This is a genomic window from Oscillospiraceae bacterium NTUH-002-81 (assembly GCA_032620915.1).
Lineage (GTDB): Bacteria > Bacillota > Clostridia > Lachnospirales > Lachnospiraceae > JAGTTR01.
Genome location: CP136052.1, coordinates 3,362,716 through 3,387,615 on the forward strand (window position 1 = coordinate 3,362,716; position 24,900 = coordinate 3,387,615).

Below are 24,900 nucleotides of genomic sequence, written 5' to 3' on the forward strand. Positions count from 1 at the left end.
CATTTTCTCTGTTACTATTCAAAATCCCAGTTCTTCTCCCACAAGTATCACTTTTATCCGATTTTTATAAGCAGAACGGCGCGTAATAAGAATCTGAGAACAAATACATTCCGGGCTCAAACAAGCCGTACATTCCCCGCTATCCCTGCAAGGAACCTTTCTTTCTAATTTCATTGCATTTTTCGGTGCTGCGACATTTTGACTCCTTTTAATTCCACTCTCCACATCAGGCACTACTTTATTCATTCCCGCAACTATCAATACATTTTCCGGGCCAAAACATAAAAAAGAAATTCGATCAGATCTTCCATCAATATTTATCATTTCTCCGTTCATTGTAATTGCATTTGTGCTCATTAAAAACCAGTCTGCCTGGAGAATATGTGCATACATTTCCATCTTTTCCTGTTTATTGCTATATTTTTTCCTGTCATATACAACATAAGGTCCATTTTGAATAACCTCCATTAATCCAATATCTTTTATTGTCTGAGAGCCTCCCCATCCAACAGAATTTCCCTCTGTAATTAATTCCAGTGCCTTTTTGCGCGCATCTTCTTTTGAATCGCAATAATAGCCCTGTATTTGCCTTGATTTTAGTCGTGCAATTATCGTTTGCGCAATTTTGCTATAATATTCATTCTTATTCATTTTCCCTCCAAAATATTTTAACCTTTATTTTCCTGTAAATAGCACAGAGGGCTGTGCAAATACAGCCCTCTGTAATTCAGGAGAATTTAAGCTATCACTCTTCAATCGAAGCAGGCTCACCTGTTAAATATGCATTAAGAAATTTCTTTCCCGGATCAATCTCTTCTCTAATCAGTCTCAGATCTTCTTCTGACGGAATCGGCGTAACAGGTACATTTTCCGGTATTTCAATATCAAATCCCGTATTCTCACGAACTTGTTCTACCGTTATTCCCGGATGTATGCTTTTCACACGCATCTGATGTGTCTCTGGATTAAAATCCATAATTGCCAGGTTTGTCATTACTCTGACCGGACCACCTCCGGGAAGTCCATCCCGATTCTCATGGCCTGCCGCTGTAATGAAATCAACATGGTCCACAAGAACACGTTTCGTATGCGGAACAATAATGCACACTCTCTTTGCATAGCACCCCAGCTCGCTCTGTGCCAGGCAGCCTGGTAAACGTACTTTCGGGTGCTTTATATCCTTTCCAATCATAGCAATATTCAAATTTCCCCACTTATCAACCTGTGCACCTGACGCAAAAGCCAATCCTACTTTTCCAAGCCGGAACAAACCTAACGCATCTTCCAGTGGGATCTGACTACGGCAGGGCCATTTGATGAGATCGTATTCCTGATTTGTCGGCGGAATGGATTGCTGATCCAGCAAAGGATCCAGTACCGGGCCCATCATACACAATGCATTTGGCGCATGTCTTTCCTGTGCAAGCCGAATACCGACCAGCGGAATGCCACAGGCACGAATGTACGCTTTGCCGCCTGTCCCAATTCCTGTAAAATTCATTTCATCATCCCGAACCAGTTTTGATACCTCAACAGCCAAAAGTTCTTCCAGTGTAAATCCATTCATTAGTTCCACCCTCCTCTCCCTAATTTCTTTTCTAACGCTTCAACGCCGCCAACTTTGTTGATGTACTCTTCCTCTGTAATTCCATACACATATTTGTTCAAATATTTCTGAAAACCTTCTTTTGTTTTGGAACACTCCTGGTAATATTCCCCATGTTCGTAATCCATATCATAGCGGCAGTCACATGAACTTGGATGTGCCCCAAAAGGAGCATGTACTACATAATCAACATAAAGTTTCGGAAGAAGCGTCTGATGTGGTGTTCTGATAATTTCCTCTTCCGGAACAATTTCCTCTACACTGACGATGCAGAGTTTTGCAGATCTTGCAATAAGAACGTCCATTTCATTATCCATCATTCGAATAGGATCGAACTGAACATTTCCATATTTATCCGCACGATGTGCGTGTACAATGGCAACATCTGGATGAAAAGCTTCCATTGCCGCATAACGCTCACCGGTAAACGGGCATATGATTTCTTTGAATTCAGGATTTTTCATAATATCCGTATTTAACGGCACTTTAGAAATAACAAAACTTCTGTTGAATACACCCGCCCGAAATTTATCTTTACAACAAGTCTCACTGAGATCTACGTATCGGCATCCACCTTCTTCGACCGTTCTTCTGAAATTCTGTGCAATTCCCAGCTGGAATAATCCACAATATGAAGACCATGCTTCTTTCGCGCATCCAGCGCCAATCAACATATCATAATTCATACCTGAACTCCAGGAATATAACGTTAAATCCTTTTTCTTTTGCCGGACAATTTCCCGAACCAAGGCCATGGGCGTTTTTCTCATAAGTGACCCACCGCTTGCTACTTTTGCGCCATCCGGAATATGAGATATCGCTTCACTAATCGATACTAACTTTGTTCTTCTCTCCTGCATAACTATCCCTTCTTTCTATAAAATGAATCTTCTTATATTGCTTCTGGCCACACAGTAAAACTTCCATCCAGCTTAACTTCAATCATAAAAGGTTTGTTTGCAGATCTTGCAAGTGCAAATGCTTCGGGAATTTCTGAAGCTTTCCGCACAATGCAGCCTCCTAATCCAAGTTCTTTTGCTACATTTACATAATCTATATTCGGAAAATCTACGCCAATATATCTTCCGTCTCCCATCTTAAAAAGCTCTTCCTGACGAATATTTCCAAAAGCAGAGTCATTAACTACCAAAACGATAATCGGGAGCCCTTCTCTTCCAATCGTTTCCAGATCCCCTAACGTCATGCCGAGAGATCCATCTCCAAGAAGCGCCACAACCTCTCTATCCGGGCAGGCTTCTTTACAACCAAGAGAAGCCCCCCAAAGCAAATCCCATATTTCCATAGTTGACTGGCTTCATGTAAGTCGTTCCTTTAGGGAATTTTGTAATATGCGTCCATGCACCAGGGTTACCAGCATCAACAACAAAAATGCCGTTTTCTCTTAATACTTTCTGCAATTCTATATGTAATGCAATAGGTGGAACAGGTGTTGCTTCCGTATCGACAATTGCGCCCTGGAACAGATTCTTTGCCCATTCTTCTTTCTTTGCAAAAATATAGTTTTTATAAGAAGCATCTGCCACATAGGATTCTGCTTTTAACTTTTTATTTAACTTATCCACAGAAGCTTTCGCATCTCCCACAACGCCGACAGCAACAGGATAGTGTCTTCCAATATTTTCCGGCACAATGTCAAACTGAATGATATTTTTCGCTTTAATCTCCCAACGGTTTGTGCTGATTGCAGTAAGTGTGGATCCTATCAGAATAACACAATCTGCTTCCTCAATTGTTGCCTTTGTAACAGCACTTCCATGTCTCGATCTTGGCCCAACCAAATTTTCAAAGTCTGTATCAATCGCACAGATACCATTATATGTACACACAATCGGCGCATCCAACAATCTGGATAATGCTTTCACCTCTTCCTGTGCATGAGCAAGTTTTACTCCATTGCCGATCCACAACGCGATCTTTTTATTTGCTTTGATCACATCAAAAGCTGCATCAATTGCTTCATCATTCGCAATACTCTCCGGCATTACACAGTAGTTCTTGGGATCAACATATTCATAGGAAGCCGTCTGATTTTCCACAACATCTCTGTACAGATCTACCACTACCGGTCCCGGCCTTCCTGTCTTTGCCACACGATAAGCCTCTCGCATTGCCCATACAACTGTACTAGCATCTCTTACCGGAATATATTTCTTACAAATACTTTCAAATAATAATTCATGATCGCTTTCTTGCGCATCTCCCTTTCCGGCATCTGGCAGTTTGTTCTGAAACACCAGGGCGATTACTGGGCTGGAATCTCTCAATGCTCCACCTAAACCTGTAATTAAATTTGTCGCTCCCGGTCCCGTCGTTGCCAGACAAATTCCCGGTTCCCCCTGTCAGTCTTCCCCATCCATCTGCCGCACATGCCGCGCCATTTTCATGACGCGTATGTACAAAGCGAATATCCGTATCATTCAACGGATCTGTTACATACAAGGTCTGTCCTCCGGGTACTCCAAATACTCTCTTTGCACCAAATTCCTGAAGCACCTTAACGACCAGTTCTCCTCCTCTATATACTTTGTTCATAAGTATCCTCCATTCTAAATTATATTCTTTACTTGTTCATGAAGCTGCATATACGCCCGATAAAGCTGACCGTATATTTGATTTACATTTGCATCTGGAATAAACTCTTTTTCTATCGGTATATCAGGGAATGTCTCCACCGGTATTCCTGTTGCAAGCATAGCCAGTTTACATGCTCCCGCCATAGTAGCCTCTTCTATGGAAGTTCTTTTCATACTTTTTCCAATAATATCTGCCTTTATTTTCAGCCATATGTCGCTCTTTGAACCCCCACCAAGTGCTATTACGTAATCACAGGCAACACCGGAAACTATTCCAAGTTCCATAATTTTTTTTACTGCATACCCGTTCGCCTCCAACATTGCTCTGTATATATGCTTTGATTTATGGAAAGGCTTTATGCCCCATATAATTCCACTCATATGTGGATTCCAGAAAGGAGTTCTCTCTCCCGAAAGACTGGGAAAAACATTCACGCCCTCACTTCCAGGTGTTACCTGTTCAGCCTCTTTATTCAATTCCTCCAACGATTTGCTTTTCTCTAACACATGATTTGTATACCACTCCAACGTCCCACCAAACATTCCCATCGGTCCACCCACAAGCCACAATCCTGGAACGACATGTGGATTTATAACCAGATTTTGACTTTTATCCTCCACAGGTGTCTGTGTCACAATAAAAAACACATCCGTCGTTCCCATTACAGAAACAGCTTTCCTTGCGGAGGTTCCTCCGCCTCCCAGTATACCTGTAGAGCCATCCACACTTCCGGCAACAACCGGAATTGTTTCCTGCAATCCGATTTCCTGACATGCTTTCTCCGTAACAAAATCAACAATTTCATATGGCCTGATCAATTCAGGAAGCAGTTTCTTATCCACACCAGCCCTAGCAATCAAAGCTTCACTCCATTGTGCTTTTCTGATATCATAAAGCATGGTGTAACAGGCACTGGTATGATCTATCGCCAGCTTTCCGCATAATTTTGCATTAATAAAATCTTTTAACGATATAAATTTGTATATTTGTTTGTATTTCTCCGGATATTTTTTTCTCAAATACTGTATCTTAAATACACCTAGTTCTGCGCTAACTCTTCTTCCATTTACATGGAACACCTGCTCATTTATATTTTTCCTCAAAAACTCTTCATATTCATCTGTACATTGATGCGCGTATGAATAACAAGGTGTTACCGCATTCCCTTCCTCATCTACACCTACCCATCCAACCAATGCGGATGCAATAATTGCTTCATACTTTTCATCTTTACTTATCAGCTTTTTTAGCATTGACCTGATCGTCTTCCATTCATCTTCAGGGTCAAAAACAGGCTCTGCTATTCGCTTAAAAATTTCAATTTTTTCAATTTCCAAATTTTCATTTTCTACCGCGACACGCAATGAGCTGGTCCCAATATCAATAATCAGATATTTCTTCAGCATCTTCTCACGCTCCTTTTATTCATTCCATGGAGGCTACACCAGCAGCCCCCATGGACATCAGGAACCTACTTATTCTGGATATCCTGAATAACTGAATAGATTTTCTGTCCAAGTTCACCATTTTCCTTCGCATATGCTGCAGAAGTTTCTTTTACTGCTTCAATCCACTTATCCCGGTCTGTCAGTTCCATGATTTTCAGTCCCGCATCCTCACACGCAGTATACTCTTCTTCTAATGCAGTGTCATGAAGAGAAAGCTGCAGTTTTTCTGCATCACTTACACATTCCAGAATCAAATTTTGGGTATCTGCAGACAATGCATTCCAAGCATCCAGATTATACGTTACAAATAACGGCTGGAACACATGAGAATCCATGATAATATATTTTCCCTGCTCATAAAATTTCTGCTGTGTAATGGTATCCATCGTTCCTTCCATTGCGTCAATCGCCCCCGTCTGAAGCGATGTATAAACATCTCCCAGAGGCATAGAAATTGCCTGCGCTCCCAATGCCGAAATGCTATTTACATAAATATTACTTCCCGGTGCTCTCAGCTTTAATCCTTTCAGATCCTCAATATTTGTAATCTCTTTGTTAGAAAGGATCTGTCTTGGTCCATCAAAAAAGCATCCTAAAAGTTTAAAGCCTTCTGCCTGGCAGGCCGCATCCAAATCATCATATAAGGTATCTACTGCCTCCTGAATCTGAGAAATGTCTTCAAATGCATAAAAGCATTCAAATACTGCTGTTGCCGGAACATACAGACCAATCCCCGCGGTGCCGGAAAAAATTAGTTCTACAGAACCTTCTTTCTGCGCCTGAATATGATCCTGCTCGCTGCCAAGACTTCCTCCGTGATACATATCAACGGTAATTGCTCCACCTGATTTTTCTTCAATCTCCTGCTGGAACAAATCCAATGCCTGCCCATGGGTCGTTGATTCATTATAAATATTACCTACGCGCATTGTGATCTTATCATAGTCACCGGCACTTTCCACTCCTTCATTTTTCTGAGAAACAGCTTCCTCTGTTTCCTTAGACGCGTTCTCATTCCCTGTATCAGACGCGCCGCATGCTGCCAGTGAAAACACCATAGCTGCTGCAAGAAGTGTGCATAAAATTTTTTTCTTCATTTGTAAATCCTCCCTTTTCTTTTTTACAAACCCCTCTTCGGGATATTGTTTCATAAAATCACATCACCCAAATAACAACGTCGGAATAAATGTAACCATCCCCGGAAATGCAATCAGCAACACTGTCACAACCAACAATACACATATAAACGGAATCAACATCGGCGTAATCTTTGTCATTGATATATTTCCAATTGTCGTTGTGACAAATAAAATACCTCCTACCGGCGGAGTCACAGCTCCGATCATACAAATCAGAGTAAATAAAACGCCAAAATGTACAGCGCCAATTCCGACACTCGCAGCAATACCGGCGAATGTCGCAGCAAACATAATAACCATCGGTGTCACATCAACAAACATGCCTAGAATGAAGATAAAAATAATAATTGCAAGCAAAATTGTGGTTGGTGTATGCGCAATTGAAAACAGGATTTCCTCGATTACCTCCTGGAAATGTGCCCGAACCAGAACATTGGCAAAAATTCCGGAGAGTGCTAAAAGAGTAAAAATGGTACATGTGGAATGTGCAGCACTTTTTGTAACCTCCATAATGTCTTTCCACGAACGAATACTTTTATAACAAATACCCAGTACCAGTGAAACAACACAGGTAAGTGCACCAGCTTCCGATGCTGTCGTCCAGCCAAATACAATTGCCACAAAAATAAATACCGGAATACAAAGGGCTGCCCAGCCTCTGTATAAGGCTCCTCCCAGTTTTCTTAATGAAAACGGCTCCACTTCCTGTCTGTAGCCTTTGGCTTTACACACAAACCGTCCCATAATCATCAAACCAATGCCAATCACTATTCCGGGGATCACACCTCCCATGAATAAGTTTGCTACCGATGTATTCGTGTAATATCCATATAAGATAAATAAGGTACTCGGTGGAATAATCGGTCCTACAACATTGGCGCAGGATGTCAGTGCCACTGCATACTCTTTTGAATATCCTCTCTCCTCCATATCAGGAATCAATGTTTTTCCAAGCATTGCCGCGCAGGCAGTTCCTGATCCTGAAATACTGGCCATCATCATTGCAGCCAGGACATTGACATAGGTGAGGCCACCTTTCAGAGAACCAACCAGAGCTTCTGCTATATCCAAAATTCTTTTTGTAATTCCTGCTTTATTCATAAGCTCACCAGCAAGAACAAAAAAAAAGGAATTGCCATTAATGAAAAGGAATCCACACCAGAAAAGGTTTTTGCCGCCACCATTGTAAGCGGAACTCCCAGTTTAAAAATATAAATCGTTGCAATGCTGGCCAATCCTATACAGCCAGCAACCGGTACGCCGATGATGATAAGCACAAGTAAAATAACAAAGATTGCCAAAGATACATACATAAATTACGCCTCCTTCCCGGTGATAATTTCATACAGTTTAAAAATAACTTCTATTACCACAAAAAATGATCCCACCGGTATTGCCAAATATGGCCAGAACATACTAACCCGAAGGACTACCGAAAGCTGTGTACTGTTAATTATCGCTGATTTCATTCCATATATCATAAGAATTCCAAACATCAGAATAACCATTAACCAGACAACAATTTCCATAACTTTTCTCGTAGTTCCATGCAGACGATCAGACAGCAGTGTAAGCTTTGTCTGTGTGCCCTTTCTGAAACCGATTCCCATCAATAACATTGCTGCCCAGATGATCGTATATCTTGTTACCTCTTCCGCCCACACAGCCTTCAAATTCAGCCCACATGTTCTGTCAATTACTCCTATCGCTGTTGCCAATACACCAATCATAAAAAATAGTGCAGATAGCGTTGGCAGAACTTTGTCAAATATTCCCCTTATCTTTTCAATCACAAATATCCACCTCCTGTTTAAATGATTTTCCGCGCATATAATTCCTTTATTTCATCATCCGAAAGGTTCAGATACTCTTTCAGAATTTCTTCATTATGTTCTCCCAACAACGGCGGACGATACCTGATTTCACCAGGTGTCCCTGACATTTTCACACATATTCCTGGAACTGCAATTTCACCAACTCCCGGATATTCTACATATCCAATCGCCTTTCTGTGCTGGAGCATGGGATTATTTACAATATCCGATACATCAGCAATTTTCGTAACCGGTACCCCCACTTCTACCAGCGCTGTCTCAGCTTCGTTTGTTGTAAGATTTCCAATCCATTGCTGAACAATAGCTTCCACTTCTTTAATACATTTCATTCTTTTTTCTACAATATTGTATCTATCATCCTCAGCAATTTCCGGTTTCCCCATCGCTTTGCATAATCTCTTAAAGAGCGGATCCGTCCCTGCATGTAAATAAATATTTCCATCTTTACATTTGAACAGATTTGCCGGACCCGTCACATCATCCCGGTTTCCTCGCCTTGGCTGTATTACACCATTTGCAACATAATTAGGAATCGCAGTTGCAAGAATGGTACTGGTACATTCAACCAATGATAAATCCAAATGCTGTCCTTCTCCGGTTTTTTCTTTGTGAAGCAACGCAGATACCGTTCCATATGCCGCATAAATTGCTGTCGTAAAGTCACCGGCCCAGGTTCCAACCAACAAGGGATCGCCACCATTTTCCCCGGTAACTCCCATAAGACCTCCCATCGCCTGACCGATACAATCAAATGCTGCACGGTCCTTATACGGGCCATCCTGGCCAAAGCCTGAAATATGTGTGACTATCAGCGATGGATTTATTTCTTTCAATGCCTCTTTTGATAAACCCATCTTGTCCATGGTACCTGCCCGAAAATTCTCAACAAGCACGTCCGCTTTTGCAATCAGCTTTTTTAAAAGTTCTATACTTTCTGGATTTCTAAAATCAACCGTAAGACTACGTTTGTTTTTGTTGTATTGTGTAAAGTAAAGACTTACAGAATCATCTCCCACTTTTTTAAAGGGAAGAAGGCCTCTTGAATCCTCTCCTACTGCTCGTCTCTCAACTTTTATCACATTTGCGCCCAAATCCCCCAAAAGCATTGAACAATATGGTCCTGCAATATACCTGGACATATCAATAACGGTATAACCTGTCAACGGTCCTGACATAAAACGCCCTCCTGCCTATGTTTTCGCAACACCTTGTTTGCATTTTATATTTCTATATTGTCTTGTTATTGTTATAATACATTGTCGTTTGTTTGTTGTCAATTCTTATTTTGTATATTTTTATCTTCTATAATTTGTGCATTTTGCCAATATTTGTTTTTAATTGTCTTTTTAAGACAAGTAAACGGAGATGATTTGCCGACGTCCTCTCAGCCGAGTATGTAAGAGGACTTTTCCTCAAAAGTTCATGTAGCAAATATCGTTGTGAGTATGCTATAGTATTCATGATGATGAAGTTTTTATTATTGACACAAAATTGGAAACTGAGTTTCATAAGATACAGGATGTAAAAGAGGACATGATGAGTGAATTGCACACACAGACCGAATCAGACTTTTATAAGGAGGCAGTAACGTGGAAAATTTAGATAAACTGGTAAATGAGCTGCGAAAGCTGCCCAATAAAACGCAGTGGCTGGAGTTCAAACACAACAACTATGAGCCAGATATGATTGGGCAGCACATCAGTGCGTTGGCAAACAGTGCCGCTATGTATGAAAAAAGCTGCGCCTATATGTTATGGGGCATTGATGACAAAACCCACGAAATTGTTGGCACAGACTACAATTTACAGACTCTAAAAAAGGCAACCAGGAACTGGAGAACTGGCTGCGCTCCCTGCTCTCCCGCAATGCGGATTTTGAATTTCATACAGTCCCGATGAATGAAAAAAACATAGGTGTGCTCATAATATATAGAGCAACTAATCAGACCGTGATGTTTGAGAAAGTTGACTATATCCGAGTAGGGAGTTACACGAAAAAATTGAACGAATATCCCGCTTTGCAAGCCCAAGTGTGGGACAAAATCCGCAACACAAAATTTGAAGAGCGTTATGCAAAGCAAGACCTGGAACTTGCCAACGCTTTGCGCCTGTTAGACTTTTCCGTATATTTTGATATCCGGAACATTCCGCAACCATCCAACAATGACGGTATTGCTCATTATATGGCAGAAGAAGGTATTATCGTCAAACAGGACAATGGTCTCTATGCCATTACGAATCTTGGTGCAATTCTCTTTGCTAAACGGCTGGTCGATTTTCCCCGCATTTCCCGCAAAGCCATCCGTGTTGTGCAGTACCATGAGAATAATCGTCTGAATATGCTGAAAGAAGATGTTGTCGAAAAAGGCTATGTGGTTGGTTTTGAGTGGCTAATCAAGTTTATCGAAGCGCTTCTCCCGACGCAGGAAATAATCGCCAGCGCATTACGGGAAAAGAAAACCGCCTATCCAAGCATTGCGGTCAGAGAGGCGGTTGCAAACGCATTGATCCATCAGGACTTTTCTGTGACAGGCACTGGCCCGGTAGTCGAAATTTTTGAAAAACGTATTGAGATCACGAATTCTGGAACACCACTCGTGGATGTACGACGCATTATCGATAACCCGCCAAAATCCAGGAATGAGAAATTGGCGTCTTTGATGCGGCGTCTCAGAATGTGTGAAGAATTAGGCACCGGATGGGATAAAATCGTTATTACTTGTGAGCTATATCAACTTCCGGCTCCGAAAATCGAATTATTTGAGGATAGTACCAGAGTTACTTTATTTTCTGAAATGCCCTTCTCCAACATTTCTATGGAGGATAAGTTGTGGGCCTGCTATTTGCATGCCTGTATTAAGCATGTGCAGGGCGAACAGCTGACAAACAGTTCGCTGAGGGAACGATTCGGATTAAAAGATTCCGCGGCGGGTACGGTATCACGACTGATCAAAGAAGCGGTTGCATCGGAGTTTATCAAACCCCTTGATCCAACAACCGCTCCGAGATACATGAAATACATTCCTATCTGGGCGTGATTTAACTTGCCGGCAACTTGCTCACAGGAAAAGTTTGACGTGATCTCCAGACCAAAAATGCAAGATATAGTATAAAATTGGGATTAAATAGGCTAAATGTAGTGTTCGATTAACTTGCTGGTAACTTGCTGAAAATCTTCGATCATACAGTAAATAGTTCACATTCAACCGAACCCTATGTTGGCAGGAGCGTCAGACAAAGCGTGATGCTTTTTTTTCCTTTTCCCGCTGGGCAACAAACACATAGGTATTCTCATCCGACTCAGCCTCGTCAAACCGATACCCCAATCCTGTAAAGCCCCTCATCTGTCTAGGATCTTCCACCTGGTGCTCCGCCAGGAAGCGTACCATCTCTCCCCGGGCCATTTTGGCAAAGGTGCCCTTCTGCTTCAGTTTGCCGTCCACCTGCTCACAGAATTCCACCGTGATAAAGTAATCCGCCGGGGCGATGTATTTCTCCACCGCTTTGGCATATTCTTTCGAAGCCAGGTTGATGAAAACACCGTCCGCATCCCGGGTGCCCTGATACAAAAGGTCGCCCCAGTACGCATAGAGATCTTTCTCCTGTAAATCAACCATCTGCCGCGCATCGGAAAGCTTCGCCTGCATTTCCAGCCGGTAGGGCACCACCCCGTCGAAGGGTCGCAGCACGCCATAAAAGCCGGAGAGGATCCGCAGATGCTCCTGTAAATAAGAAAGCATACCCTCCGTCATGACGCCGGGCGCCATATACTGATAGGCCAGCCCCTCATAGGCGAGCACCGCCGGGGTCAGCTGCCGCTCCAGATCCATATGGGCAAACCGCTCATAATTCAGCTCTGCCAGCTGATCGTTGCATTTCCACAGGGCTTTCGCCTCCGCCAGAGAAAGGCTCTGCACAGCATGCATCAGCTCACGGGCCTGTTCCAGGTATACCGGCAGGCCCAGCGGTGCCAGAGAATCAGTATCTACCCTCATTTTCTTGGCAGGTGACAGTAAGATCCTCATGCCAGTTCTCCCAGCATCTGTGCCGGATTATCCGCTGCCTTCACCTTGTCGTGAGCTTTTTCAATGATGCCATTCTCATCGATGAGATAGGTCGTCCGCACCACGCCCATGCTGACTTTTCCATACATCTTCTTTTCCTTCCACACATCGTATGCCTGGATGCAGGAAAGTTCCGTGTCTGACAGCAGCGTAAACGGCAGGCCATATTTTTCCTCGAACCGTTTATGAGATGCCACGCTGTCCTTGCTGACGCCCAGCACCACTGCACCCTTTTCTACAAACTGGGGATATAACTCGCCAAAGCCACAGGCCTGTTTGGAGCAACCCGGGGTATTGTCCTTGGGGTAAAAATACAGGATCACCTTTTTCCCGCGATACTCCTCCAGTGTATGGACGTTTCCGTTCTGATCCGGCAGGGAAAACTCCGGTGCCTTCGTTCCAACTTCTAACATTTTCATTCCTCCTCCATGTCTTTTTCTCATTCTACCTTATTTACAGCCGTTTGCCCACCAAAAATTTCACCCCGCTATAGAACGCAAAATCGGCAGAGCGATGCCGTTATCCTGCACCTCTCTGCCGATCATTTTCTGCGTGGTTCTCTTTATTTTACCGTTTTTAAAAATCCTTCACAGAGAAATTCCCGCATTTTCCCGCATTTCTGCGCATCTACGCCTTTTTCCTGTCCTATATACATGAACAGGGAGCACAGATTGCCCAGCAGGATATAAGCGGCATCCTCCGGCGAAATTTCTTCCCGGATATACCCCTCTGCCTGTCCCTGTCCGCACAGGTCACTGAGAATCTCCACCGGCTCCAGCACGCAGCCGGATTTGTTTTCCTCATAGATCTGCTTCATCTTTACCACCACCTCATCCGGGACGCCGCCGGGATGGTGGGTGAAGAACAACAGCTTTCCGAAAGCCTTCTGTTCCCGCACGCATTCCTCCACCCAGTGGAAGCAATACCGGATGCGGGCCTGAAAATCAGGTAACTCCCGCAGTTTTTCCCGTGTTTCCATCCCCTGCCTTCTTGCGTCATACATGACCGCGCAGGCGATGATCTCTTCCTTACTTTTGAAATAATCATACGCGGTTCCCTTGCCAATGCCGGCCCGGGAAGTGATATCAGACACCTTCATGGTACTGATATCCGCATTTTCATTCAACAGTTCCAGGACAGCCTCATAAAGAGCTCTGACCTTCGGTTTCAGTTCGTTTTCCGTTTCCGGCTTCTGTGGCTCCATTCTTTGGCTTCCTCCTTTTTCCGATTCTTTTGCGTTTTTCCTTCTTCTCTTTCCCGTATACCATGCGGTAGAACACCGGCAGAAGGATCAGGATCAGCAGAGTAGAAGCGATCAGGCCGCCGATGATAATGATGCCCATGCCCTGCATCATTTCCGTGCCGGTACCGATGCCCAGCGACATGGGCACCATGGAAATCACGGTAGTCAGGGTGGTGATCAGAATCGGGCGCAATCTCGTCTTGGCACTCTCGATGAGGGCATCGTCCAGCGACAGGCCATCCTCATTGATCAGGGCATTGACGCCATCCACATACAGAATACCATTGTTTACCACGATACCTACCAGCATCATGATACCCATAAGGGAGGTCATGGTCAGTGACTGTCCCGACAGGAACAGTAACCCAAAGGAGCCGATCAGGCTGAACGGGATGCTGAGCATGACCATCAGGGAATATTTCGGGGATTCAAACTGCATAGCCATCACAAGGAAAACGAGGAAAATTGCTGCCGCAATGGCTTTGCCAAGAGCGGTAAAGTTTTCCCGCATCATCTGATCCATGGTGTCCTCTGCCTGCTCCACCGCATCCGGCAGCTGCAGCCCGGTCACCAGCGCGTCCAGTTTTTCCTCCACCGCATCGGTATTGCCCGATACGCAGGCCGCGGTGATCGTTGTCTGATATTTTCCATCGGATTTCATGACCGTCTGCTGAGAATCCGTGTACTGCAGCGTTGCCATCTCCGACAGCGGTACGCCGCCCACGGACGCGTCTAAAAGCGTGCTTGCATTGGTATAAGTCCCCTCGGGATATTCCAGCATGACGCTGTATTCGTCGCCGTTGGATGTGATTTTCATGGCCTCGGTTCCGCTGATCATGCTGTAAAGACCGCCAGCTGCCTGTACCGGTGTCATGCCGTGGGCCATGGCCTGCAGAGGATCGATGAGCACTTTGATCTGGGTAGCACTCTCACCCGCATCAGAGGACACGTTCAGCACACCGGGGATATCCCAGGCATTTTCCTCCACAAGAGCTACCGCCTCTTTCAGATCGTCCAGGTTCGTTGAGGACAGCGTCACGGAAGCGCCCGAACCGGTGGCCATCATGGAAGACATCTGACTGCTGACGCTAATATCCAGCTGGATACCGGTCATATCCTTTGTCTCCTCCATCCACTGGTCTGCCACCTCCTGGCTGGACATTTTCCGCTTATCCTTCAGATTGACGGAAATACTGCCGGAGCCCTTGGAGGATGTCAGGGTGTAGCTCTCCACATCCGGGTGGGCGGCCACCATCGCTTCCAGCTCCTGCATCCGGGCATCCACCTCAGATACTTTTGTACCGGAACGGAAGGTTGCCTCCACAGAGACCATCCCTTCATCTATGGAAGGCATCAGTTCCACCTTCATGAGTCCTACCAGGGCAAAGGCTGCCACCAGAAGAAATACCGCCACTGCCATACTCAGCTTTTTCCGGTACAGCAGTTTTCGCTCCATTTTTTCATATTTTCCCTTGATCCGATCCAAAAGACTGTTGATTTTCAGTTCTTTCTTTTCCCTCGGCTGGAATATCCAGAAGAACAGCGGCACCAGAGTAAGTGCGGACACCAGGGATGCCAGCATGGCAATGATGATCGTGTAGCCCAGCTGTCCGAAAATCTGTCCTGCCAGACCGTCCTGCAGACAAAGGGGCAGGTACACAACTACCGTGGTGATGGTAGATGCCACGATGGAGCTGGCAACGCCCTGGGCGCCCACCAGCGCCGCATCCTTGAAATGCAGCTTTTTATCCTTCGACCGGAAGCAGTTTTCCAGCACCACACTGGAGCTGTCTACCATCATACCAATGGCAATAACCAGTGCCCCCAGGGTAATGATGTTCAACGAAAAGCCTGCCACTGCCATGACGATAACCGTCACCAGCAGAGAAATGGGCATGGCGCTTCCGACAATGAGGCTGGCTTTCCAGTCGCCGAAGAAAATGAACAGTACGATCATGGACAGGATCACACCCATGAGCAGCGTACTCCCCACGGAGCTTGCCGACTGTAAAATCATGTCGGATGCGTCATAGGAAGCAGTGGCCACCAGACCGGGGTGACTGTCCTCCATCTGCCGCATCACGTTTTTCACATCCCGCACCATGCCTAACGTGCTGGCGCTCTGGTTCTTGGTAATGCTGACGGTCAGTGTCTCTTCTCCGTTGTACCTGCTGATACTGTCGGGATCTTTTTCCGCCCACTGCACCTCTGCCACATCAGACAAATGTACCAGACTGCCGGTGGAGGTAAACAGCGGGATGTTTTTCAGATCCTCCACATTCTCCACATCTGCTGAACTGATGGCACTGATAGACTGACTGCCCTGCTCCAGAGAGCCGATGGGGATGGTAAAATCTGTCGTCGCAATATACTGGGCAATGCTGCTCATGGTCAGGCCATACTGGTTCATTGCATCCTCATCCAGCAGCACCTGCACATAATTTTCCCGGCCACCGCTGACCTCCACGCTGGCAACAGAACCGATGGCTTCCAGCTCCGGCACGATATCCTCATTGGCCAGGGAAACCACATCACTGCCGTCCGTGGTACTCAGAGAGTACATGATGCTGGGCATGGCATTGACATCCATTTTCATGACGACAGGTGTCTGGCAGTCATCCGGCAGCGATGTCTCTATGGAATCCAGAGCCGCCCGCAGATCCAGATACGCGTCGTTGGTATCGGTGCTGTAATCATACTGTAACAAAACCATGGAGCTGTTTTCCTGGGAATAGGTTGTCACGGAATCCACACCACTCAACGATCCCACTTTTCCCTCAATCTGGGAGCTGACCAGCTCCTCCACCGACTCCGGATCCGCTCCCGGATAAATGGTCATTACAAGCATCATCGGCATATCCATGTCCGGCATCAGCTCCAGCCGAAGTCCCATCAGGGAGGAAATACCGAATACGGCCAGCGCCAGCACCACCAGAAGCGTTGTGACAGGCCGTTTTAAGGAAAATTTTGTCAAATCCATACTTACTCCCCTGCCTCCGCATCTTTCCGGTCACTGTTGCTGTCATCTGTACCTGTCCCGGCTGCGGCGTTACTGTTGTCAGTATCGCCGGTTGCAGCGTCACCGGCTGCGTTGTCTGCTGTGGTGTCTCTGTCTGTGGTAGCTGCGTTGCTGCTATCTGCGCTGTCTGTAGATGCAGTATTGCTGCCGTCTGTGCTGTCTGCACCGGATACAATGGTGACTTCCGCGCCGTCACGCAGCTTGGAAGACCAGGTGGTAACCACCTGACTGTCCGCTGTCAGCCCATCTGCAATAGACACCTGGGTGTCGTTCATCAGCCCTACCGTTACCGGGGTCTTCACCAGCTTGCCGTCCTCCACGCAGTACACATACGCATCTCCCGCAGAAAAATAAACCGCATCGTAAGGGATGATCAGATCTCCCTCTTCCCGCTGGGTTGTGGCATGTACCTTTACGGATACGCCGCTGGGCAGCTTGTCGCTGACCCCGGGAATGGTCGCTTTGATCTGGAACAGCCTGGTCTGGGCCCCGGCCATGGTGCCCACCTCTGTGATGGTGCCGCCAAAGGTCTCATCACCCCGCTCTACAGTAATAGCATCTCCTACCTGCAGCTGATCCTTCACTTTTTCAGCTACCTGAAAGGTCACCGTCATGGAATTCTTATTGGAAATAACAAAGGCAACGTTACCGGCTGCCGCCATGGCATCCTTTTCCACGGAAACCGTCTCTACCTGGCCGGAAATGGGTGCCGTCACGGTGTAAAAATCCAGCTGATACCGGGCGGATTTCACCCCAACGCCCGCCTGTGCAAGCTGTGCTGCATAGGTGGCATCAGTCTGGGGATACACCTCATCCTGCGTGATGTCGTAGGTCTCCTGCGCAGTTTTCAGGTTGTCTTTTAAGGTCTCCTTCTGGGACTTGGCTGTCTCCAGGGCAGATTCCAGCTGGGATTTGCCGGAGGTCACCTGAGAAAGACCCGACTGGGCATCGGAAAGAGCGCCTTTTGCCTGTTGTAATGCCAAATCCGCTTTTGAAACCGTATTTGCCTGAGTTTCGATTGCCAATCTTGTTGCATCATCAAGCGTTTTTAACACATCCTGATCATCTGATCCGTCTGCCTTCAATACGCCAGCTTCCTCTTTTATTCTCTGTAACTCTGCTTTTGCATCAATCAGTGCCGTTTCCTGTGTGCTGACCGCACCCTGCGCACCCTGCACAGCCGCTGTCAGCTGCTCCTGCTGCTGTCCCAGCGTATCGATCTGCCCCTGCATATCCGAAATGCTGCTGCGCACCTTATCCAGACTGTCCTCCAGCGTATCAATGCTCTGCTCGGTCTGGTAATTTTGCAGATGCCGGGATCCACCGGTGGCCGCAGTTACCCCTGCAGCGGCCTGACTGTAAGCGGCTTTCGCACTGCTCATCTGCAGCTGTGCCGCCTCATCGTCAATCTTAAACAGGACATCGCCTTCCTGCACGGTATCTCCCACAGCATAGTTCACCTGCGTCACCGTTCCCGATACGAGGGGTGTCACATACACCTGCTGCTCGGGAGAGACCGTTCCTATATAGTCCGTATCCAGTGCCACTTCACCGGATCCCGGGGGCTGTACCTCTACATTTACCTTCTCTGCTGTCTCTTCGGTCTGTTTCTTGCTGCTGCATCCCGTGATGGATACCCCCAGCACGATCACCAGCCCCAGTGCCAATACACGTCTGTTTTTCATATTGGACCTCCTCTTTTTCATAAAGCACACGCAACCGTTTTCCCCGTTATGCGTTATTTTCTGACATCTCCTGTGAGTCTGGATTTTCTCCCCTTCCCACAGAAACAAGAATCCGACCGACCAGTCGGTCGGTCGGAAACTGTCTCCTATTATAGGGTTCCAAAAACATTCCGTCAAGCAAAAGCACCTGTAAATTTTATAAATATTTCGTTAAGAAATTTATTTTTCAATCCCCTTCGTCTTCAAAAAATCCACCCAAAGTCCGTAATTGCCGCCATACAAATGCAGCTGATCAAAGGATTCCTCAGCACTTAAATTGCCCTCCTCATCACACACCACTTCATTCATATCTATGTAAAAAATTTTCTGCCCGTCCGCCAGCTGAGCGATCCGGTCATTGCGCTCGGTGATCCCGGCATTATTGAAAATCGGATCTGTCTCTGATTTTTCTTTTCCAACCTTCATGATGGCCTCCACGTAGATAATTGCATCCGGCTGCAATTCCCCGATCCGCTGCACCGCCTCTTCATATTTCTTCATAAAGGTATCCACTGTACCCGTGCCCATCTCGTTGATACCGATCTGGAGATAAATCTTGCCAAAATGCCGGGTGGTCAGCACCTCCTCCAATGTCATCTGCTCCACGACCGGTTCCGTTGCTACCTGGGCTTCTCCAGACTGCTCTGCTCCGTCCAACGCTGCCTGCGCTTCCTCCGACTGATCTGTTCCATCCGACACTATCTGATCTTCTCCGCTGCCGTCTCCTGCGGCTTCACTGTCTGCCGTACCGTCACTTTCTGTTACCAGATTCCCCGGCGCCAGCTTCGCCGTGATGGTCTTATCCCACATGTCGTACACAGTCAGCCCCACCGATGCAAAGAAAGAGGCATTGTCCATATGCCCGTAATCCCGCAGGCCCACCGTTCGGGAATCCCCGATAAACAGGGCGTCCGCAAAATAATCGTCGCCCACCTCCACGAATTCCTTCGGTTTCGGCGGTTCTTCTGCTGTGCCCGCCGCATCTCCGTTTCCGCCTTCGCCAGGCTGCCCGGCTGCCTCCACCGTCTGATCCGAAGCGCTGCCGGGCTGTGCGCCCTGCCCCGCCGTTTCTGCCTCGCTTGCCACCGTCTGCTTCTGGGGTGCACTCCAGGGGTAGATACCGTCGTGAAGCCCGGCAAATACCAGTTCAAAATACGGTGTCGTCCGGGTATCCACCGTGTACCCGGCATACACATCATCTTTTTCCATATATCCCACCGCCGACAACACCAGCCAGCCGACGGCCAGAAGGATGCATACCTTACACCCTTTCCATCGTTTCATCCATTTCATCCCCATTATCCAATCTAATGCACTTTAAAAGCTAAAATACAGGAACGGATTATTGGCCGACACGGTCATATAGTAAACCGACGCCGCCAGCACCGCCACGATGCACACCGCACCTGTCCATTTTTCCCGGATTTTCTCAAACAGCCGGGCCGGAAGCGGCGTGGAAAACAACACGCCCACCACAAACAACGGCCAGTAGGACTGCCATTTCTGCACGTAATCCAATGGCTGCGCCCCCGCAGCACCCGCCCCGAAAAACGGAAACAGCCGCGTAATATACACGCCCAGCTGCTGCACATCCGTGATGGCAAAAGCCACCCACGTCAGCGGCAGGAAAAAGAGCACATACAGGTGCCCGATGACCTTACTTTTATCCAGGAACCGGAACAAAAACAGCTTTTCCACCAGCATCAGTGCCAGCAGCGCACCGCCCCAGATGAGAAAATTCAGCTTCGAGCCGTGCCACAGCGCCGTCAGGCTCCATACCACGATCAGATTCAGGAACGTCCGCGCCTTCCCTTTCCGGTTACCCCCCAGGGGGATATATACATACTCCCGGAACCAGCGGCCCAGGGTAATGTGCCACCGCCGCCAGAATTCTGTAACGGATTTGGACATATACGGGAAATGAAAGTTCTCCGGGATGGCAAACCCCAGCATTTTGCCGATGCCTATGGCCATCATGGAATAACCCGCGAAATCAAAATACAGCTCCAGCGAGTAGCCAAACGCCCCCATCCACGCCAGCGGTGTGGAAATGCTGGCAAAGCCGATGGTCTGGATGTCGTTCCACAAAAGGCCGATCCGGTCTGCCACCAGCACCTTCGCTCCCAGTCCCAGGATCAGCATGCGCAAGCCCTCTTCCAGCCCCTCCGCCGACAGCTCCCGTTTCCCCAGCGCCTCCCGGACTTCCCCGTAATTCACGATGGGGCCGGAGGCCAGCTGCGAAAACATGGTCAGATACGTGCCCAGCTTTAACAGCGACTGCTCCGCCGGGAACTTTTTCCGGTAGACATCGATCATATAGCCGGTGATCTGAAACGTATAAAAGCTGATACCCAGCGGCAGCGCCCCGGCCAGCCCTGTATATTTGAAGAAGATCAGCACACTGAAATCATAAGTAAGTGCAGCCCATAACCACAACTTCCTGCCCTTCTCCTGTTTCTCCATCCGGCGAGCACACCAGAAATTCACCAGCACGCACACCGCCAGCAGCGCCGCATGCTCCACCCGCCCTGAAGCGTAGAACACGAAGCTGCCCACCAGCAGCAGCGCGTTCCGGTATCTGGGCTGCGCGAGATAATATATCATGAAAAAAACCGGTAAAAACCGGAATAAAAATTCAAAACTGTCAAATGCCATTTTCTCTTTCCGTTTCCTGTCCCTGTTTCTCTACAGTGTATTCACACCAACCATATTATATATGAAAAAAACCGTTGTGGGGAACGATTTCCAAAATTTTAGAATATTGTAATATTTTTGACGAGCAAAAGTGAGCTGCATCGCAGCGGAAAGCATCGCAGATGCGGTTTTGCGAATGACGCGGGTGAACTGTTTTTCAATAAATGCGTAAAATGATAAAATTCTGTATTGACAAATACCCCCTACAGGTATATATTCATACCGTAGTAAATACCCTCTCAGGGTATATTGATCATAAAATATCAATAAGGAGCCATCATACTATGAGTGAACAAATACAATCCCCGGCAACACCGCAGGAAAAAGTCTGTTGCTGCTGCGGTGACACACACGCAAAGACAAAGGAGCGCACCGACAAGGAACGGCGCGACCTGATGAACCGCCTGAAACGCATCGAGGGCCAGGTGCGCGGCATTCAGAACATGCTGGAAAATGACGCCTACTGCGCTGACATCCTCGTGCAGGTGGCCGCCGTCAACGCAGCGCTGAACAGCTTCAACAAGGTGCTCCTTGCCAATCATGTGCGCACCTGCGTGGCTGATAATATCCGCCAGGGCAACGATGAAGTCATCGAAGAGCTGGTGACACTTCTGCAAAAACTGATGCGCTAAAATCCATCCGCAATGCAGAAAACAGCATCCCTTCCCGGCTACATGCGAGCACAAAAGGGTATGTAGATTTACGACATTTCAAGAAAGGACTGAGACAAATGGAACAATATAACGTTACAGGCATGAGCTGTGCCGCCTGCAGCACCCGGGTCGAGAAGGCCGTCCAGAAGGTGCCCGGCGTCACCTCCTGCTCGGTCAGCCTGCTGACCAACTCCATGGGCGTGGAAGGCACTGCTTCCTCCCAGGCCATCATCGAGGCGGTAGTAAATGCCGGATATGGCGCTTCCCTGAAAGGCGCCGCCAAAAATGCGGGCAGCGGTGCCTCTGACTATGAAGACATGCTGAAAGATAAAGAAACCCCGCTGTTAAAAAAGAGGCTCATCGTTTCCCTCTGCCTGCTGATCCCTCTCATGTATTTTTCCATGGGACATATGATGTGGGGCTGGCCGCTGCCGCACTTCTTTGACGGCAACCACATCGCCATGGGTCTGGTACAGCTTTTGTTCACCGTGGCTGTCATGGTGGTGAACCAGAAGTTTTTTATCAACGGTTTTAAGAGCCTGGCTCACCGGGCGCCCAACATGGACACTCTCGTTGCCCTGGGTTCCACCGCCGCTTTCGTTTACAGCGTGTATGCCCTGTTCGCCATGACCAGCGCCCAGGTACAGGGAGATGCCGAGGCAGTCATGTCCTATATGCATGAGTTTTATTTTGAGTCCGCAGCCATGATCCTGACGCTGATCACTGTGGGTAAAATGCTGGAGGCCCGCTCCAAGGGAAAAACAACCGACGCACTGAAGAGCCTCATGAAGCTGGCTCCCAAGACCGCCGTTGTTTTAAAGGATGGCGTGGAGACCGAGATTCCCATTGAACAGGTACACATCGGCGACCGTTTTGTGGTACGCCCAGGTGAAAATATCCCTGTAGACGGCGTGGTTGCCGAGGGCACCAGTGCCGTCAACGAATCCGCCCTCACCGGCGAGAGCATCCCCGTGGACAAGGCCCCGGGAGATACCGTTTCTGCCGCAACTCTGAATCAGTCCGGCCATTTGATCTGCGAAGCCACCCGTGTGGGTGAGGACACCACTCTGTCCCAGATCATCCAGATGGTCAGCGACGCCGCTGCCACCAAAGCCCCCATCGCCAAAGTGGCTGACCGGGTATCCGGCGTTTTCGTTCCTACCGTAATTACCATTGCCATCATTACCACCATCGTGTGGCTGCTAGCCGGACAAACCATTGGTTTCGCCCTGGCAAGAGGCATTTCCGTTCTCGTCATCAGCTGCCCCTGCGCCCTGGGTCTTGCCACCCCGGTTGCCATCATGGTAGGCAACGGCATGGGCGCCAAGCACGGCACCATGTTCAAAACCGCCGTTTCTCTGGAAGAGACCGGCAAGATCCAGATCGTTGCCCTGGATAAAACAGGCACCATCACCAGCGGTGAACCCCGGGTAACCGACATTCTTCCCGCTGGCGGCTATACCGAAAAAACCCTTCTCGCCAAAGCCTGCGCACTGGAAAAGAAAAGTGAACACCCGCTGTCCCGGGCTGTCCTGGCCCTGGCACAGGAGCGGGGCATTGACGGCGGAGACACCGAGCAGTTTACAGCTGTTCCCGGCAACGGCCTCACCGGTGTGTTAAACGGCCATACCCTGGCAGGCGGTAATCTTTCCTTCATCGAGAAAAATGCTGCCGTGCCGGAAGACCTGAAAGCACAGGCCAGCGCCCTGGCAGAAAAAGGCAAGACACCGCTGTTTTTCAGTGAGGATGGGCAGCTCATCGGTATCATTGCCGTGGCTGACGTGATCAAAGAGGACAGCCCCCGGGCCGTGAAAGAATTACAGAACATGGGCATCCATGTGGTAATGCTCACAGGCGATAACGAGCGCACCGCCAAAGCCATCGGCGCGGAGGCCGGTGTAGATGAAGTCATCGCCGGGGTACTGCCGGACGGCAAAGAGGCGGTCATCAGCCGTCTGAAAAAGAAGGGCAAGGTTGCCATGGTAGGCGACGGCATCAACGATGCACCTGCCCTGACCTCCGCTGACATCGGTATCGCCATCGGCGCCGGAACCGACATCGCCATCGATGCCGCTGACATCGTGCTCATGAAGAGCCGCCTGTCCGACGTGCCCGCTGCTATCCGGCTGAGCCGCGCTACCTTACGCAACATCCATGAGAACCTGTTCTGGGCCTTTATTTACAATATCATCGGTATCCCGCTGGCTGCCGGTGTGTGGATTCCGCTGTTCCACCTGACCCTGAACCCCATGTTCGGTGCCGCAGCCATGAGCCTTTCCAGCTTCTGCGTGGTTACCAACGCCCTGCGCCTGAATTTCTTCAAGATGCATGACGCCAGCCACGACAAGCCCCATAAAAACGCCCTGGGAAGCGCCCCGTTACTCAGCGGTTCATCCGATACCAGTGCCGATACAGGCGCAGTTGCTGCAAATACCAAAACATCACAGACTGCAACAGACAACAGCAACGACACCGTCATTACCCTGAAAATCAAAGGAATGATGTGCGGCCACTGCGAAGCCCATGTGAAATCCGCCCTGGAGGCATTGGACGGTGTAACAGAAGCTACTGCCAGCCACGAGGCAGGCACCGCCGTTGTGCACCTGTCCGGGGAAGTCTCCGACCAGACACTGAAAGCGACCATCAAAGAAGCTGGATATGATTTAAAGAAAGTGTTACGATAATCCTACAGGATTTTCCATCGACAACAGATTTCGAAGAAAGACAAATCAATCGATATCTGTTGAAAAAACAATTCCTGAATACATTTTAATATCCGTGTGAACATAAAACACGTTCTTCACACGAGATAAAAACAGGAATGATTTGAAACAATCAAAACCATTGTTTATCATAATAAAAAAGAAGTATAGGAGGAAAA

General features: G+C 47.8%; 22 protein-coding genes. 4 read left to right on the forward strand and 18 right to left on the reverse strand.

Features of this window, described 5'->3' with window-relative positions; all coding sequences use genetic code 11:
* Positions 1 to 18 precede the first annotated feature (18 nt).
* The 11 genes from RJD28_16660 to RJD28_16710 all read right to left on the reverse strand — a co-directional run bounded on the left by RJD28_16660 (position 19) and on the right by RJD28_16710 (position 9,798).
* Positions 19 to 651 carry a lactate utilization protein gene (locus RJD28_16660; protein ID WNV57795.1) on the reverse strand — a complete coding sequence of 211 codons (633 nt, stop codon included), beginning with the start codon at positions 649 to 651 and terminating at the stop codon, positions 19 to 21.
* A gap of 94 nt (positions 652 to 745) precedes the next feature.
* The gene (locus tag RJD28_16665; GenBank protein ID WNV57796.1) at positions 746 to 1,567 is read right to left on the reverse strand and encodes a CoA-transferase; all 822 of its coding nucleotides are present in this window, start codon (positions 1,565 to 1,567) and stop codon (positions 746 to 748) included.
* Entirely contained in the window at positions 1,567 to 2,466 is a 900-nt protein-coding gene (locus RJD28_16670; GenBank protein WNV57797.1) for a CoA-transferase, read from the reverse strand. The genes RJD28_16665 and RJD28_16670 overlap by 1 nt, the downstream gene beginning before the upstream one ends.
* Before the next feature lie 32 nt (positions 2,467 to 2,498).
* Positions 2,499 to 2,909 (reverse strand): thiamine pyrophosphate-dependent enzyme, encoded by a 411-nt coding sequence (locus tag RJD28_16675; GenBank protein WNV57798.1) that lies wholly within the window; start codon positions 2,907 to 2,909, stop codon positions 2,499 to 2,501.
* Entirely contained in the window at positions 2,866 to 3,951 is a 1,086-nt protein-coding gene (locus RJD28_16680; protein WNV59662.1) for a thiamine pyrophosphate-binding protein, read from the reverse strand. The genes RJD28_16675 and RJD28_16680 overlap by 44 nt, the downstream gene beginning before the upstream one ends.
* 222 nt (positions 3,952 to 4,173) lie before the next feature.
* Entirely contained in the window at positions 4,174 to 5,607 is a 1,434-nt protein-coding gene (locus RJD28_16685; GenBank protein WNV57799.1) for an FGGY family carbohydrate kinase, read from the reverse strand.
* A gap of 65 nt (positions 5,608 to 5,672) precedes the next feature.
* Positions 5,673 to 6,746, reverse strand: coding sequence for a TRAP transporter substrate-binding protein (locus tag RJD28_16690; GenBank protein WNV57800.1), 1,074 nt, complete (start codon positions 6,744 to 6,746; stop codon positions 5,673 to 5,675).
* Positions 6,747 to 6,809: 63 nt separating this feature from the next.
* A complete protein-coding gene (locus RJD28_16695) occupies positions 6,810 to 7,889 on the reverse strand; it encodes a TRAP transporter large permease (protein WNV57801.1) in 1,080 nt (359 codons plus the stop codon).
* Positions 7,886 to 8,101: a TRAP transporter large permease subunit gene (locus tag RJD28_16700; protein ID WNV57802.1), complete on the reverse strand. Its 216-nt coding sequence runs from the start codon at positions 8,099 to 8,101 to the stop codon at positions 7,886 to 7,888. The genes RJD28_16695 and RJD28_16700 overlap by 4 nt, the downstream gene beginning before the upstream one ends.
* Before the next feature lie 3 nt (positions 8,102 to 8,104).
* On the reverse strand, positions 8,105 to 8,581 hold the full coding sequence (locus RJD28_16705; protein WNV57803.1) for a TRAP transporter small permease: 477 nt from the start codon (positions 8,579 to 8,581) through the stop codon (positions 8,105 to 8,107).
* A gap of 17 nt (positions 8,582 to 8,598) precedes the next feature.
* Positions 8,599 to 9,798: a CoA transferase gene (locus RJD28_16710; protein ID WNV57804.1), complete on the reverse strand. Its 1,200-nt coding sequence runs from the start codon at positions 9,796 to 9,798 to the stop codon at positions 8,599 to 8,601.
* Between the two features lie 414 nt (positions 9,799 to 10,212).
* On the opposite strand from RJD28_16710, the gene RJD28_16715 reads away from it, so the two are divergent.
* Together RJD28_16715 and RJD28_16720 are read left to right on the forward strand one after the other, a co-directional pair.
* On the forward strand, positions 10,213 to 10,521 hold the full coding sequence (locus RJD28_16715; protein ID WNV57805.1) for an ATP-binding protein: 309 nt from the start codon (positions 10,213 to 10,215) through the stop codon (positions 10,519 to 10,521).
* A 53-nt stretch (positions 10,522 to 10,574) separates the two neighbouring features.
* Entirely contained in the window at positions 10,575 to 11,660 is a 1,086-nt protein-coding gene (locus RJD28_16720; protein ID WNV57806.1) for an ATP-binding protein, read from the forward strand.
* 192 nt (positions 11,661 to 11,852) lie between these two features.
* On the opposite strand, the gene yaaA is transcribed toward RJD28_16720, so the two are convergent.
* The 7 genes from yaaA to RJD28_16755 all read right to left on the reverse strand — a co-directional run bounded on the left by yaaA (position 11,853) and on the right by RJD28_16755 (position 21,276).
* Positions 11,853 to 12,647, reverse strand: coding sequence for a peroxide stress protein YaaA (yaaA, locus tag RJD28_16725; protein WNV57807.1), 795 nt, complete (start codon positions 12,645 to 12,647; stop codon positions 11,853 to 11,855).
* Positions 12,644 to 13,099 carry a thioredoxin-dependent thiol peroxidase gene (gene bcp / locus RJD28_16730; protein ID WNV57808.1) on the reverse strand — a complete coding sequence of 152 codons (456 nt, stop codon included), beginning with the start codon at positions 13,097 to 13,099 and terminating at the stop codon, positions 12,644 to 12,646. Before bcp ends, yaaA begins: the two co-directional genes overlap by 4 nt.
* Positions 13,100 to 13,248: 149 nt before the next feature.
* The gene (locus RJD28_16735) at positions 13,249 to 13,890 is read right to left on the reverse strand and encodes a TetR/AcrR family transcriptional regulator (GenBank protein WNV57809.1); all 642 of its coding nucleotides are present in this window, start codon (positions 13,888 to 13,890) and stop codon (positions 13,249 to 13,251) included.
* A complete protein-coding gene (locus RJD28_16740; protein WNV57810.1) occupies positions 13,829 to 16,909 on the reverse strand; it encodes an efflux RND transporter permease subunit in 3,081 nt (1,026 codons plus the stop codon). The genes RJD28_16735 and RJD28_16740 overlap by 62 nt, the downstream gene beginning before the upstream one ends.
* Positions 16,910 to 16,911: 2 nt before the next feature.
* Entirely contained in the window at positions 16,912 to 18,633 is a 1,722-nt protein-coding gene (locus RJD28_16745; GenBank protein WNV57811.1) for an efflux RND transporter periplasmic adaptor subunit, read from the reverse strand.
* Positions 18,634 to 18,852: 219 nt separating this feature from the next.
* On the reverse strand, positions 18,853 to 19,956 hold the full coding sequence (locus RJD28_16750; GenBank protein ID WNV57812.1) for a GDSL-type esterase/lipase family protein: 1,104 nt from the start codon (positions 19,954 to 19,956) through the stop codon (positions 18,853 to 18,855).
* 33 nt (positions 19,957 to 19,989) lie between these two features.
* Entirely contained in the window at positions 19,990 to 21,276 is a 1,287-nt protein-coding gene (locus RJD28_16755) for an MBOAT family O-acyltransferase (GenBank protein WNV57813.1), read from the reverse strand.
* A gap of 374 nt (positions 21,277 to 21,650) precedes the next feature.
* Between RJD28_16755 and RJD28_16760 the strand changes: the two genes are divergently transcribed.
* Together RJD28_16760 and RJD28_16765 are read left to right on the forward strand one after the other, a co-directional pair.
* Positions 21,651 to 21,998, forward strand: coding sequence for a metal-sensing transcriptional repressor (locus RJD28_16760; protein ID WNV57814.1), 348 nt, complete (start codon positions 21,651 to 21,653; stop codon positions 21,996 to 21,998).
* A 98-nt stretch (positions 21,999 to 22,096) separates the two neighbouring features.
* Positions 22,097 to 24,703 (forward strand): heavy metal translocating P-type ATPase, encoded by a 2,607-nt coding sequence (locus RJD28_16765; GenBank protein ID WNV57815.1) that lies wholly within the window; start codon positions 22,097 to 22,099, stop codon positions 24,701 to 24,703.
* The last annotated feature ends 197 nt before the right edge of the window (positions 24,704 to 24,900 follow it).